Genomic DNA, 15,075 nt, shown 5'->3' on the forward strand with positions numbered 1-15,075 from the left:
TCATATTTGAAAATACATGTCCAAACTTGCCCGATTAGATGAACTCTTAGAACAGTATTATCAGCTGAAGTATCACACTCAGCCTGAAATTTTAAGCCGTTTACAGGATGTGCAGGCATGGCAAAAGGCACGGATGCAGCGCAGCCATCATCAGCATTTTTCTGAAAAAAATAACCAGCTGATGGCCGAATATTTCCTGAATCGGCTCTATGGCGGCCCAGACTTTGACGCACTGGCCGAACAGATTGCCCGACTGATGAAATATGCGCACAAGGCAGAAAAAATGATTCCGGAAAATGCCCTGAAAACCGGAACCTCAGGCGTAGAACTGGCGATCTTGGCCGTGCAACTGGATGAACAGGTCGCAATCCAGCTTTTAGAGGATTATCCTGCCAACACACCACTGACCGATGAAATGATGCGCGTGACCTATCTGAAACTGGATCAGGGGGAAGCACGCTTGAAACAGCTGGCATTGCTGGATCAGCTAGGTGTTAGCCTGGATAAATATATGCGTTCCTTTGTGGTTTATACCGCTTTCAAGATGTGTAAAGGTGCAGCCAATAAATATCATTTTCAGGTGATGTATGAGTTTATGCAGGACGGTTTCCAGGCCATGAAACCGTTAAAATCGGCAGAAAAATTCGTGCATGACTTTACTGCGATTGAACGTGGCATTATTGATAAGGTGCATTCAGGCGACCCAATGCCATTTCAATAATAGATTCCTTTCCCATCCATGATGAGGAAGGCTTGCGGTCCTGCCTGATCCTGATATTTTCGGGTTTGTATGGCAGGACATTGCCAGTGATAAATCATATGAATTATTCGATCACTGGCGGTGAAGATTTCCGCCCACATTCCTATTTTTCTGTATATTATTCATAACAATTGCATCATGATTGCTGAATAACATCCAAGAATCTGTCATTATGCAGGCAATGCAAGATTAACCCGATTGATATGTTAGGAGTGACTCCAATGTCGAATGAAAATCAAACGCCTACCCCTACACCCGAGTCGGCACAACAGACAGACAAAGTGAGCCCATTCTTAACCACTCCGCTTCCGCAAGGCGCTCCACAAGGTCAGCAACAATCTCTAGAACAACGCCTGACCGATACCCCTGTGACTGGAACTGTCCCTAAATATAACCTGCCACGCGGTGCCAATACCGGTAACGTCGGTCCAACCACACACTTCGGCTACAAGACCGTGAGCAGTGATGAAAAAGCCCAGAAAGTGGCTGAAGTATTCCATTCGGTGGCCAGCAAATACGATATCATGAATGACCTGATGTCATTCGGTATTCACCGTCTATGGAAACGTTTTGCGATTAATATGTCAGGTGTACGCCGTGGCCAGCATGTGCTGGATATTGCGGGCGGTACGGGTGACCTGGCCAAAGTATTTAGCCGTGAAGTGGGCCCTACCGGTCATGTAGTACTGTCTGATATTAACGAATCCATGCTGAATGTTGGCCGTGACCGTCTGATTGATGCCGGCTGTACCAATGTTGATTTCGTTCTGGCGAATGCAGAAACTCTAGAGCCATTTGCCGATAACAGCTTTGATCTGGTGACCATTTCGTTTGGTTTGCGTAACGTGACCGATAAAGATGCAGCACTGGCAGCCATGTATCGTGTGCTTAAGCCAGGCGGCCGTTTACTGATTCTGGAATTCTCTAAACCAGTCTTCGAGCCATTTTCAAAACTGTATGACCTGTATTCATTCACCGCTTTACCAATCATGGGCAAAATCGTGGCGAATGATTCAGAAAGCTATAAATACCTGGCTGAATCAATCCGTATGCATCCAGACCAACGTACTTTAAAAGGTATGATGGAAAATGCTGGCTTCCAGAACTGTGATTATCACAATCTGACCGGCGGTATCGTTGCCGTTCACCGTGGCTTCAAGCTTTAAGGGTTGTACCCAATATGTGGTCACTTCTCGCACTCGGTGCTGTTGAACGCCTGATTCATCATATGATTGATCTGGATGCGATTACCCGCATTCAGCTCAATGCTTTGGCTGGGAAAATGCTGCGGGTGGTCATTACTTCACCGCAGCTGTCCGTCGATGTCTTCTTTGATGAAGGCAAGGTTCGTCTGGAGCCAACGCCAACCGGTCATACTGAAGACTCTTCGATATTTGAACAGCGCCCTTATGAAGCCAATAGTGCTCAAACTCCTGAAGCAACGGCGACGCTGCAGGTGAGCAATGTCGTAGAGCTGCTTAAACTGCTGCTTGCTGATGAAGTCGGCAATATTCCATTGCAAGGTGACTATAAACTTCTGCAAGAAATCCAGCGCATCATGCAGCAGGCTGAGCCTGATCTGGCAGCTCATTTGAGTCCCTGGATTGGCCCTGCTCTGGCACATGAAATTGGCAAGTTGCAGCTGGCTCCGAAGCATTTAAAACGCACTTTACAAAGCCAGTTATTTTTTGCTGAAGATGCCCTGAAAGAAGATAGTGGTCTCTTTGCCCCGCGCTGGCAAATGGATGACCTGAATCAGGATACTCGCATCCTGAATCAGAATTTGGATCGCGTTGAAGCCAAAATCCGTCAGCTTCAGGCACAGATTGAATCTGACGATTCTACTGATCAGCCATTTACTCCAGCTACACCTCATATTCCTTCTCAATACTAGGTACACCGCTTTATGATTCCGCATGTTTCACGTCTACTCGAACTTTGGCGCATCGCCGCGCACTATAGACTCGACACGTTGTTTCCTGCGGAAGAACTTCCTGAAAAAGCCCGGCATATTTTATCTTTGATCCGTATGCATCCGGCAGCCTGGTCTAGCCGTGAGCGTAAGAATCCACTCAAGCTGAAACTGGCACTGGAAGAAATGGGACCGCTGGCAATCAAGCTGGGTCAGTTGCTTTCGACCCGTCGTGACCTGATTCCGCCTGAAGTGCTGCAACAACTGGTCCTGTTACAGGATCAGGTTAAGCCTTTTGATAATGATGTCGCCAAGATGCGTATTCAGGAATCATTAAAAGCGGATGTAAATACCCTGTTCGCCCGATTTGATGTTCAGCCACTGGCAGCTGCCTCGATTGCACAGGTGCATACCGCAGCCCTGCATGATGGCCGTGAAGTGGTGGTCAAAGTGACCCGTCCGAATATTCGCCAGCAGATCTTGCAGGATTTTGAAATTCTAAGCTGGCTGGGTGATTTTCTGGAAAAACGTCTGGAAGCAGCGCGTGCCCTGCATTTGTCAGAAATTATTCAGGACTATCGCCAGATCATTCTGAATGAGCTGGACCTGACTCTGGAAGCGGACAATACCCGCCGTATGCGTTACTACTTCACTGGCTCCAGCATGATGTATGTGCCTGAAGTCTATATGGACAGTAAGGACGTGCTGGTGGCAGAACGGATTACCGGTGTTCCGATTTCGGATATTGCCACCTTTGATGAACTGGGTATGGACCGTGCTGATCTGGCACGTAAAGGTCTGACGATTTTCTTTACTCAGGTGTTCCGCGACAACTTCTTCCATGCGGATATGCATCCGGGTAATGTCTTTGTTGAAACTATCAATCCGGCCAATCCGCGCTTTATTGCGCTGGACTGCGCGATTATGGGAGAGCTGTCCAAGCATGACCAGATGACCGTGGCACGTATGCTGCTGGCGGTCATGAACAGTGACTTCATGCAGCTGATTCAGATTGTGCATCAGGCCGGCTGGATTCCACCAGGTACCGATCAGGACGCACTAGCACGCGAAATGCGTCGTACCGTGGGTCCAATGGTCTCCAAGCCGATGCATGAACTGGATTTTGCCGGGATTCTGATTCAGGTCATGGACATCGCCCGTCGTTTCCATCTGGAAATCCCGCCACAACTGATGTTGTTACTGAAAACATTGGTACATGTGGAAGGCCTGGGAACAGATTTATATCCTGAACTGGATATCTGGAGTCTGGCGAAACCCATCCTCACCGATTGGGTCAAAGCCCAGATGAATCCGCAAAAGAATATCAAGGAACTCGGACAAAAAATCCCGGATCTGCTTTTGGGCGCGCAGGACCTACCGACCCTGATGATCGACAGCCTGAACGGTCTGAAAAACCAGTCCGCCTGGCATGCCAAGCAGCTTAATGAATTGCAAAGCATGCGCCTGCAAATGGAACATCAGCAAAAACGTAGCTGGATTTTTGGCAGCATCATGGCCATTCTGCTTTCGATTGCGATCATTTCACCATGGTTTGTGTCAGTGATTTTGATCGTACTGGCAAGCGTACTCGCAGTCTGGCGGATTGCAAAATAACTGAAATAACCTTCTTAAAAGACCTGACATTGTTCAGGTTTTTTTATTTTTCTCCTCCCCTATGACTCCTAAGTCACTTTAGGATACATCTTGCCATTGGGCTCTGTGACCAGATGCTTAAAATATGTCCTCATTGGTCAAATATGGGTTGAACCTTTATGCAGATTTTACAAAAACATGCGCCTGCTCTGAAAATCCGTGCTGGGCATCAGGCTCGTGAGCTGATTCTGAAAGAAGGTTTGCAACCCGAACAGGTCGATATTGTGCCGGGTGCTGCAGGTGGCCCCAAGGGTATTGGCATTCAGGGACTGGATCAGGCCATTTTTGGCGAGTTTTTCCCCCGTGCCCCTCAGCGTAGAACGCTAGTCGGTTCATCCATTGGCAGCTGGCGTTTTGCCAGTGTCGCGGCGTGGGGAGCCAAAGCAGGCACTGAACGTCTTGCCGACTTGTATACCCATCTATACTTTCACAAGAAAATGACCCGTAAGGAGGTCAGTGACGTTTGTCGTGGCATGCTGCTGGATCTGGTACAAGGCAAAGAAACCGATTTAGTGAATCATCCAGATTATCATCTGACGGTATTATCGATTAAAGCCCAGCACATTTTCCAAAGTGACAAGGCGCTCCCCCTACTCGCCTCTGTAGCTGGCATTGTGGGAACTACCGCTGTAGCGCGCAAACATAGTCGCCATTTTATGCAACGTGTGATCAGCCAGCCGAATACCGGTGAACAGTTTAAAATTGCCGATGATGGATTTACTACACATTATCATGCCCTGACTGAGCAAAGTGTTTTGTCATGGCTGATGGCTTCTGCTTCTATTCCGGGCGTGATGGCAGCGGTCAATAATATTCCGGATGCACCGCAAGGTTATTATCGTGATGGTGGCTTGATTGACTATCATATTGACCTGCCGTTTCAGAGCAAAGGCATCGTGCTGTATCCGCATTTTACTGACAGCATTACTCCTGGCTGGTTCGATAAGCTGTTTAAACGCACGGCAAGCCCGGAAAATCAGGCACGAACTTTGCTAATTTCTCCCTCTCAGGAATATCAGCAAAGTTTGCCTTTGGGTCGTTTACCGGATCGTAAGGACTTCACTTTGAAGGGTTTGGATCAAGCCCAGCGGATTCAGCTCTGGAAGCAATGTATTGCAGAAAGTCAGCGCTTGGGAGATGAATTTCTGGAACTAGTCGAGAAGCAGAATTTTGCCGATGTGATGCAAAGTCTGTAATGGGCGCAGTCTGTCCGAATTGTTTGTATAATTGCCTTAATTTTTTGAACTGTTGAGATTTATGCAGAAATTTTTAGTGATCCTGCAATATGCATGTATAGCCTTTGGACTTTATCTGATTTATAGCGTTAGCATGTCGCTGTATACCCAGCAATTTGAGCTGATGGAACTGGTGGCAGATATTGGTACCATTCTGATCTGTCTGGATTTGGGTGTGTTTTTATATACTAGTAAAGGCAAACAAGGCATCACCATGGAAGAGTATGCCAAACAGCTGGAACAACCACCGTCTAAACTGGTTTATGTGACACGTAAACTGGGACATCTGGGTATTTTATTGATTATTACCAGCTGGATTGTTCCGATTATTAATAGTTAATCCAAAATAAAAAACCTCCCGATGGGGAGGCTTTTTTTAAATTTCTTTGAGATGACAGGCTTTTAAAAATTGATATGTTGAATCATACAATTCACTCGGTCTGGTCCAATCATTATCATCTACATTCGGTAGGTAAATCACCACTCCTTGACGCGCACGAGTCAACAAAACACGATAAGTATTCAGTAGATATTTTTGCTTTTCCATCTGATTGATGTTCTGCCATTTTGTTCCTTTAAATGCTTGATAACACCAACCATCCTTAAAGTAAAAATTAATATCCCACGCAACACAGCAGTAATCTAATTCTAATCCTTGAATATCAAATTCTGTGGCGACATCTTCTAAGTAATATGAAGAACGTACATCAATTGTAGAATTCAAAAACCAATCAGATGGTGTGATTTTATTTTTAACATCAATCCCCTCTGCTTTGAGTCTTCTTGCGCCTGAGCTCGCAACCATGCCGTAACGCTCTGTCCCTTTAGCTTGTTGTTTTAGCCACGACTTGGCTCTTTCCAAGTTCCTTGTTAAAACAATTGGATAGGATTTTATAACTTGGCTATAAATATGTTGTGCTTTCGTCGCATCCCCATCTAAAATTGCTTGGACAAGTTCAGCAACTCTTTCACTTCTAAACGACCTTACTGATACCGCCAAATGTAAATCAGGTTCTTTATTACCATACTGAATTAAATGATGCTTTCGGCTTTGATCTTGTATATAGACACGATCCTCTAAAATTTTCTCAGAATAATAAATCTGCCATTCAGGATAATGCTGTTGTAAAGCATCTAACCATTCGATAACCCCTGCTTCTCCAGTGTTAATCTCTTGACCGCCACCGATCAAACAAATAATCACACACCAATCTGTGTGCCGATCCATTACCTCAATCAAAAATTGTGGTTCAGATTTATCAAAGCTCTGAATTCCCTTTTTTTGCTTCATAAAGTTAGAAACTTGTTCTTTGCGCCAAGCTCTTTGTGCCTCATCAAATACTACCACCTTTTCAATAGGAGCTTCTAATGACCTTAAGTACTCATCTCGAAAGTGATGGATATTTTGAATAAAAGCTTTTGCTTTTCTTTCAGCACTTGATCTGGTTTCAAGTTGACCTTCAGTTTTTGCTGTTTCGACTGTTTGTCGAATCAGCGCTTCCCTTAGCACATCAACAAGTGGGCCATTGCCCGAGAGAAAAACTGAATGTTCTGATTCGTCTTTTTTTAGTCGCTGGTTAGCAATATTCAGCCCTGCTAATGTTTTTCCAGCACCCGGTACTCCTGTAAGAAAACAAATTGCCTTATGTCGTTTTTCTTTTGTTGTTTCAATAATATGTTCAATACGTGCTGAAGTTATTTTTAAATTAATCGCCCCTGCATCACTTCTGGAAATATCTTCAACTTGATGTCCTTGATAAAGTGCTTTCGCTGCTTCAATGATTGTGGGTGTCGGTCTATAGCTGGCTTGATTCCACTCTTGGATATTAATGTCCATACCCACATCATAATGCGCAAGAGCCTGTAGAATCATTTGGTTTAAATTGTACTGATGACAACAAATGGGTGCTCCAAGATCATCTACATCCTCCCAAATGATCTCTTGTGTATCCGCTTCAGTAGCTATAAGAATTGGAATAATTTTTTTATCATGACTTTGTGAATGAAAATTCTTTAAATCCAAGCAATAATCAATCACCTGATTTTTTGCAGTTGTAGAGTAAAAACTTTCCCCAACCTTAAACTCAATAACAAAGATTAAATTACGAATAATCAGAATATTATCAGCACGCTTCCCCATTCGAGGAATGCTGTACTCAAAGTAAAGATGACCCTTTGCTATACCAACTAAATTTGCTTTTAAAATATCTATTTGTGCTAACCAAGCATTTTTCTGTAAATCTTCAAGTGCAAATTCATGATGCTGTGCCAAATTACCTAAGATTAAGTCATTTGAGCTAGATAAAAAATCTTGGATGGAACTTTGATAATAACTTCTTAGCATTTTTAGATTCTTTGAGATTTTTTAATATTGTCGATACGAAAAACCTCCCTTTTGGGAGGTTTTTCGTTTAGAGCCTAAAGATTATTTCGAACCTTTAATCCCGGCTTGAAGTAATAGTGCTCCTAAACCACCAATTTTATTTTCTTGTGGTTTAGCCGCTTGAGGTTTCTTGCCATGCGGGCGGTCACCTTGTGGACGTGCATGCTGTGGACGTTTGCCTTGTGGCTTGCGCTCACCGCGTTGCTCATTGTCACGACGTGGTTGACGTGGTGCTTTCGCTGGCGCTTCCGAACCTTCAGGACGCATCGACAGATTGACACGGTTACGTTCCACATCAACGTTCAGTACACGAACTTGTACGATTTGACCTGGTTTTACCACTTTATGCGGATCAGCCACAAATTCATTGGCTAATTCAGAAATATGTACCAAACCATCCTGATGTACACCAACATCCACGAAAGCACCGAAGTTAGTCACATTGGTGACTACGCCTTCCAGCTGCATGCCTTCAGTCAATTGAGCCACTTCAGTAATATCATCACGGAATTTTGCGGTACGGAATTCTGGACGCGGGTCACGGCCAGGTTTTTCCAGTTCAGCCAAAACGTCCTGAACGGTTGGCAGCCCGAATTTATCATCGACAAACTCTTCAGCATTGACCTGGCGAATGATTTCAGTATTGCCAATAATATCTTTTACAGTCGTTGCTTTCGCTTCAACAATTTTAGATACCAGTGGATAAGATTCAGGGTGAACTGCAGACGCATCTAATGGTTCTGAACCTTGCTGGATACGCAAGAAACCCGCTGCCTGTTCAAAAGTACGTTCACCTAGACGTGGCACTTTTTTCAGGTCCTGACGGTTGTCAAAACGGCCATTTTCCTTACGGAAGTCCACGATTTGCTGCGCGATTGATTTGTTCAGACCTGCGATATAACCCAAAATCGCAGCAGATGCAGTATTCACATCCACACCGACCGAGTTCACACAGTCTTCAACGACTGCTTCAAGAGTTTTTGCCAGACCGGTCTGGTTTACATCATGCTGGTACTGACCTACACCAATGGACTTAGGATCGATTTTCACCAGTTCTGCTAATGGATCTTGCAGACGGCGTGCAATTGATACTGCACCACGGATCGATACATCCAATTCAGGCAATTCCTGAGAAGCCAGTTCAGATGCTGAGTAAACAGAAGCTCCCGCTTCTGAAACAGAAACACGGGTCAATTTCAGGTCGCTATTTGCAGCCATCATTTCAGCAACCAATGCTTCAGTTTCACGGCTGGCCGTACCATTCCCGATTGCAATCAGGTCAACATTGAATTCGCGGCAAAGACGCGCCAATTCAGTCAGTGAACCTTCTTTATCATCTTTCGGTGCAAATGGGTAAATGGTGCTATGTGTCAGTACATCACCTGATTCATTCACCACTGCCAGTTTCACACCAGTACGGATACCAGGGTCTACACCCAGAGTTGTACGGGCACCTGCAGGCGCAGAAAGCAGTAAATGACGCAGGTTTTCAGCAAAGACCTGCATTGCTTCAGCTTCAGCAGCCAGACGTTTTTCAGTCAATAATGAATGTTCGATCGTTGGACGAACTTTACCAAGCCAGAACAGTTTCGCAGTTTGCTTTAAGAAATCCTGACGAGATTGCGGCTGAATGGTATCCAGGTTGTATTCAGTTTCAATACGTGCCAATGGTGCATCATCTTCGCCATCTACTTTAAGGCCCAGTACATTTTCCTGACGGCCACGTAGCATTGCCAATAAGCGATGCGAAGGTACCTTGTTCAGATTTTCAGAGAAATCGAAGTAATCACGGAATTTTTTACCAACTTCTTTTTTCTCTTCGCTAGCGACCAGACTTTTCAGCACGGCAGTTTTAGCAAACATTGCTTTAAGCTCAGTGGTCAACGCAATATTCTGTGCCCAGTCATCAATCAGGATGTGCTGGATTGCATCGAGCTGGCTTTCCTGATCTGGATAATCTTCATGGCTAAAGCCCGCTAAAGCTTCTGCTGGATCCACGGCTTCAGTAAAGATTTTTTCTGCAATCGGACCTAAACCGGCTTCTTTGGCTTTAAACGATTTGCTGGTACGTTTTGGACGGTATGGTGCGTAAATTTCTTCTAGGGCATTTTTAGTTTCTGCCGCATTCACCCGTGCCAATAAATCATCAGATAATTTATTTTGTTCTTTTAGTGATTCGATTACCTTTTCACGGCGTTCATATAAATCACGCAAATACGATAAACGTGTATCGAGCTGGCGTAGTTGCGTATCGTCTAAGCCCTGCGTTACTTCTTTACGGTAACGTGCAATGAAAGGAACGCTGGCACCCTCATCAATCAGTTTGATGGCAGCTTCTACTTGATTTGGACGTACGGCAAGTTCTTTTGCCAACTGCTGAACTAAGTCAGTCATCGTGTTTGATCCCACAAGGATAAGTACTAAATGGCATGATTATAAAGACCAGGTCTATAAAATCCACCATTGTTTTTATTAATTTATATAAGCTTCAGATAACCGTATACGATCGTTTTCCAGTTTTTCCACTAAAGTTTGCATGAACTTTGCATTTTATTCTTGTTCCGAGACGATTTTTTTCGCATATAGATGTATATATTTGGTATCTATGTCTTGATTTTAACTGCAATATTTGATGCTTTAGAGCATAGTCAATTAATAGTAATGAATCGTATACTCAAAGCATATTTCATTTTTTGTTTATGACGACAATAAAGAATAAAGGAGCACCTCATGAGTTTAGTGGTACCTGCTGAAAAACCCGATGCTGTACATACCGAAACCGACCGGGTCGAGCGCATCCTGGTTGTCGATGATGATGTGCGTCTGCGTACCCTGTTACAACGTTTCCTTGAAGATAAAGGCTTCGTCGTTAAAACTGCGCACGATGCTACCCAGATGGATCGACTATTACAGCGGGAACTGTTTTCTCTGATTGTGCTCGATTTTATGTTGCCTGTAGAAGACGGCCTCAGCATCTGTCGTCGCCTACGCCAGTCGAATATTGATATTCCAATCATTATGCTCACCGCACGTGGCAGCGATTCAGATCGTATTGCAGGTCTGGAAGCCGGTGCAGATGATTACCTGCCTAAACCATTTAATCCAAATGAATTGCTGGCACGTATCCGTGCAGTTTTGCGTCGTCAAGTCCGTGAAGTTCCAGGCGCTCCTAGCCAGCAAATGGAAGTGGTATCCTTTGGCCCCTGGTCACTGGATCTGTCGACACGTACTCTGACTCGTGAAGGACAGGTGGTGACCTTAACTACCGGTGAATTTGCAGTATTAAAAGCGCTGGTACAACACCCACGTGAACCTTTAACTCGTGACAAGCTGATGAATCTGGCGCGTGGTCGTGAATGGGGTGCGATGGAACGTTCAATTGACGTTCAGGTATCACGCTTACGTCGTTTGATTGAAGAAAACCCTGCCCGTGCGCGTTATATTCAAACCGTTTGGGGTGTCGGTTATGTGTTTGTTCCAGATGGTGCTGAATAATTTTCTTATTAGAAGAAAGTAAAATATTCGTCCGTCTATCAATTTAGTTTTTAATTACGTGACAAATTCATTCGCAACTGTTTGAGGCAGGAGGTATTCATCTCTAATGTTTCTGCGATAAATTGATTACTTGCCGCAATTTGACGAGTTTTGCGAATGAAAATGGTTTTGCCTACTTTTGCCGAAACAAAAGTAGGTCGAACCGAAGGTTTCAACCTATATCTAAATTACAGATGGTTTGACTCCGGTGTGATAAGGCCTTTTAATCAACTCATAATAATTTGCTGAAGTCATAGCACAGGATTGCTCAGTGAAACTCGACCCCATCGACCCACAAAAATTTACCGATTTTGTCAGCTACTCAGAAAAAAAACGTACCCCTTGGGAACGCTTTCTGGACAAAATCAAACCGCGCTCTGCAGCAATGCGAACCACTGTACTGGTGGTCTTTGTGGTCTGTTTCAGCCTGTTCATGTCAATCTGGTTTTTCTGGCGCACACTTTATTTACCTGAAATTCAGCAACATGCACGTTATTTGGCTATGGAGCTGGAAATTCTCAATAATCCGGACCTGCGTCTTTATCATAAAGAACAGGAAGTCGATATTGATACCTGGCTCAAAAACCGGATCGGAATCGAATATGTCACCAATCCGGCTGAATATCCGAATGTAAAAGACAAGGTCATTGCCGAATTCTTTACTAACCAGATTGAAACCAAACTGGCCAAAGAATTAAGAATCGAACAGGCAACCGTTTATTTCCAGTTCAAGCCAAGTCCACGCATCTGGATTCAAACTCCAGAAATGAATGGCAACTGGGTACGTGAGCCTCTTAAAACCTATGCCAACTATAGCCCTGAACTGATTCTAGGCTGGCTGTTGGGTACGCCACTCATTGCCGGAATTATTATCCTGACCCTGGTGCGTCAGCTGAACCGCCCTTTACGCCGCTTGCAGAATGCAGCAAACAGCTATAGTAAAAATGGTTCCGCTCCTTATCTGGATACCAATCATGGTCCGCTGGAAATCCGTCAGGTGAATCATGCCTTTAACCAGATGATTTATACCTTGGATCAAACCGAGCGTGATCGTCGAATCATGCTCGCGGGGATTTCACATGACCTGCGTACACCGTTGACCCGTATCCGTCTTAGCGCAGAAATGATGCCGGATGAAGACTTTCTCAAGGAAGGCCTGATTTATGACGTCGAGGATATGGATGCCATTCTGAACCAGTTCATTTCCTATATGCGGGATGGCTCCGATGAAGAGCTGCAAGAAACCAATGTCAATGTACTGTTGCAGGAACTGGTCAAGCAGTTTAAGCCACTCGATATTCGCTTTACACCTCAAGAGATACCACTGGTTGAAGTACGCAGTATGTCGCTGAAACGCCTGATTGGTAACCTGATCAACAACTCGAAACGCTATGGTGCAGAACCGATTGAGCTTGCTGCCTATGTGCAGGACCATAAACTGATGATCAGTGTGGCCGATCATGGTGAAGGGATTCCAGAAGACCAGATTGAAGCGCTGATGCAACCCTTTGTTCGTGGAAATTCTGCGCGTACCGTACAAGGCAGTGGTCTGGGTCTGGCCATTGTCAAACGTATTGTAGATATTCACTCAGGTGAGCTGCATATCCAGAATCGGCCTGAAGGCGGTCTGGAAGCCATTATTGCCTTACCTCTGAAAACAGCAGATTCAGAGGCACCTACTGCCCCAACCACCTTGGATAAAATTCGTCAAACGCTCACTGATCACTTCTAGTAAGTGATCACAAAAGCATCAAACGACTTTTTAGTATTTCTATACAATTCATTTTAATTTTCAATAATTCAATTATTTAAAAAACATCATTTTTCATTATACCTACATTTAGCTAAAAAATTAGACCTTAGCCTAACACCTATGCAAAATACATTTTTTGATCGGTACAATCCGTATCATTATTTAAGAATTTATGAGAGTTGAAATGTCTTTAGATCGTATCCGTTTAGCCTCCCTACACAACAAAGTCATCAGCCCTGAACAAGCTGCTGAATTCATCGAAGATGGTATGACTGTGGGTATGAGTGGCTTTACTCGCGCTGGTGAAGCGAAGGCGGTTCCTTTAGCTTTAGTACAACGCGCAAAAGCAAATCCATTAAAGATCACGTTAATTACTGGTGCATCACTAGGGAACGATCTAGACAAACAATTGACTGAAGCTGGTGTATTGGCACGCCGTTTACCGTTCCAGGTCGATAACACTTTACGTAAAGCGATCAATAAAGGCGAAGTGATGTTCATCGATCAGCATTTGTCTGAAACAGTTGAACAGATGCGTAACCAGCAGTTGAAAAAACCTGATGTAGCGGTAATTGAAGCAGTTGCGATCACTGAAGATGGCGGCATCATTCCAACAACTTCTGTAGGTAACTCTGCAAGTTTTGCAATTTTTGCTGAAAAAGTGATTGTAGAAATCAATACGAATTTAAGCCCGGCATTTGAAGGCTTGCACGATATCTACATCCCGACATATCGTCCAACGCGTCAAGCGATTCCATTGACTCAAGTGGATGAGCGTATCGGTACGCATGCGATCAATATCGATCCATCTAAAATTGTTGGTATCGTATTTAACAGCGAATTGCATGACTCTCCATCTACTGTGACCGCACCAGATGATGAGACTCAAAGTATTGCCAACCATTTGATCGCTTTCTTTGAAAAAGAAGTGGCTGAAGACCGTCTACCGAAAAACCTCGGGCCTCTTCAAGCAGGGATTGGTTCAATCGCAAATGCGGTATTGACGGGTCTGAAAGATTCAAACTTCGAAGACTTGATCATGTACTCAGAAGTACTACAAGACTGTACCTTTGAATTGATCGACGCAGGTAAGATGAAGTTTGCTTCAGGTTCTTCAATTACACTTTCTGCTAAATATGGCGAGAAAGTATTTAACAACCTTGAGCAATACAAAGACAAACTGGTATTACGTCCACAAGAGATCTCTAACCACCCTGAACTGGTACGTCGTTTAGGTATTATCGGGATCAACACTGCGCTTGAATTCGATATCTACGGTAACGTGAACTCAACTCACGTTTGTGGTACCAAAATGATGAACGGTATCGGTGGTTCAGGTGACTTCGCACGTAATGCGCACTTGGCAATCTTCGTGACCAAATCAATTGCGAAAGGTGGCGACATCTCTTCAGTAGTACCATTCGCGTCTCACGTAGACCATGCTGAACATGATGTAGATATTCTGGTAACTGAACAAGGTCTGGCAGATCTTCGTGGTCTGGCGCCACGTGAACGTGCTCGTGCGATCATCGATAACTGTGCACACCCAATGTACCGTGATGCATTGAATGACTACTTCGACCGTGCATGTGCGAAAGGTGGCCATACACCTCACCTGCTTCGTGAAGCATTATCTTGGCACTCTAACTTTGAAGAAAATGGTCATATGCTTGCAGTAGAAGCTGCAGTCAAAACTGCTTAATTGACCGATTCAGAAAACGCCCTACGGGGCGTTTTTTTATGGAAAAATAAATAAACAAGGACAAATCCATCTATAAAAATCTGATCAGATTAACTTCTTAAATATTTTGAATGATTAAACTGCACTTAGTTTGGATGCAGGGC

11 protein-coding genes are annotated in these 15,075 nt (G+C 44.2%); 9 read left to right on the top strand and 2 right to left on the bottom strand.

Annotation, left to right across the window (positions count from 1 at the left end; genetic code table 11):
• Positions 1-16: 16 nt before the first annotated feature.
• The 6 genes from F897_RS01455 (at position 17) to F897_RS01480 (ending at position 5,900) form a co-directional block, all read left to right on the top strand.
• Positions 17-721: a DUF8198 family protein gene (locus F897_RS01455; protein WP_005232490.1), complete on the top strand. Its 705-nt coding sequence runs from the start codon at positions 17-19 to the stop codon at positions 719-721.
• 260 nt (positions 722-981) lie between these two features.
• On the top strand, positions 982-1,926 hold the full coding sequence (gene ubiE, locus F897_RS01460; RefSeq protein WP_005232491.1) for a bifunctional demethylmenaquinone methyltransferase/2-methoxy-6-polyprenyl-1,4-benzoquinol methylase UbiE: 945 nt from the start codon (positions 982-984) through the stop codon (positions 1,924-1,926).
• 14 nt (positions 1,927-1,940) lie between these two features.
• Positions 1,941-2,654 carry a ubiquinone biosynthesis accessory factor UbiJ gene (locus F897_RS01465; RefSeq protein WP_005232493.1) on the top strand — a complete coding sequence of 238 codons (714 nt, stop codon included), beginning with the start codon at positions 1,941-1,943 and terminating at the stop codon, positions 2,652-2,654.
• Positions 2,655-2,666: 12 nt separating this feature from the next.
• Complete coding sequence (locus F897_RS01470) at positions 2,667-4,286, top strand: ABC1 kinase family protein (protein WP_005232495.1); 1,620 nt, start codon at positions 2,667-2,669, stop codon at positions 4,284-4,286.
• A gap of 158 nt (positions 4,287-4,444) precedes the next feature.
• Positions 4,445-5,521 (top strand): patatin-like phospholipase family protein, encoded by a 1,077-nt coding sequence (locus F897_RS01475; RefSeq protein WP_005232497.1) that lies wholly within the window; start codon positions 4,445-4,447, stop codon positions 5,519-5,521.
• A 61-nt stretch (positions 5,522-5,582) separates the two neighbouring features.
• A complete protein-coding gene (locus F897_RS01480; protein WP_004781714.1) occupies positions 5,583-5,900 on the top strand; it encodes a hypothetical protein in 318 nt (105 codons plus the stop codon).
• Between the two features lie 36 nt (positions 5,901-5,936).
• Here the strand turns inward: F897_RS01480 and F897_RS01485 are convergent, their stop codons facing one another.
• Entirely contained in the window at positions 5,937-7,904 is a 1,968-nt protein-coding gene (locus tag F897_RS01485) for a DUF2075 domain-containing protein (protein ID WP_005232499.1), read from the bottom strand.
• Between the two features lie 81 nt (positions 7,905-7,985).
• Positions 7,986-10,337, bottom strand: coding sequence for a Tex family protein (locus F897_RS01490; protein WP_005232501.1), 2,352 nt, complete (start codon positions 10,335-10,337; stop codon positions 7,986-7,988).
• Between the two features lie 336 nt (positions 10,338-10,673).
• Between F897_RS01490 and ompR the strand changes: the two genes are divergently transcribed.
• The 3 genes from ompR (at position 10,674) to F897_RS01505 (ending at position 14,932) form a co-directional block, all read left to right on the top strand.
• Positions 10,674-11,438, top strand: coding sequence for an osmolarity response regulator transcription factor OmpR (ompR, locus tag F897_RS01495; protein ID WP_004781707.1), 765 nt, complete (start codon positions 10,674-10,676; stop codon positions 11,436-11,438).
• Between the two features lie 310 nt (positions 11,439-11,748).
• The gene (locus F897_RS01500) at positions 11,749-13,209 is read left to right on the top strand and encodes an ATP-binding protein (protein ID WP_005232503.1); all 1,461 of its coding nucleotides are present in this window, start codon (positions 11,749-11,751) and stop codon (positions 13,207-13,209) included.
• A gap of 205 nt (positions 13,210-13,414) precedes the next feature.
• Positions 13,415-14,932: an acetyl-CoA hydrolase/transferase family protein gene (locus F897_RS01505; RefSeq protein ID WP_004781704.1), complete on the top strand. Its 1,518-nt coding sequence runs from the start codon at positions 13,415-13,417 to the stop codon at positions 14,930-14,932.
• Positions 14,933-15,075 lie beyond the last annotated feature (143 nt).

The sequence above is a fragment of the Acinetobacter variabilis genome (genome assembly GCF_000369625.1).
Taxonomy (GTDB): domain Bacteria; phylum Pseudomonadota; class Gammaproteobacteria; order Pseudomonadales; family Moraxellaceae; genus Acinetobacter; species Acinetobacter variabilis.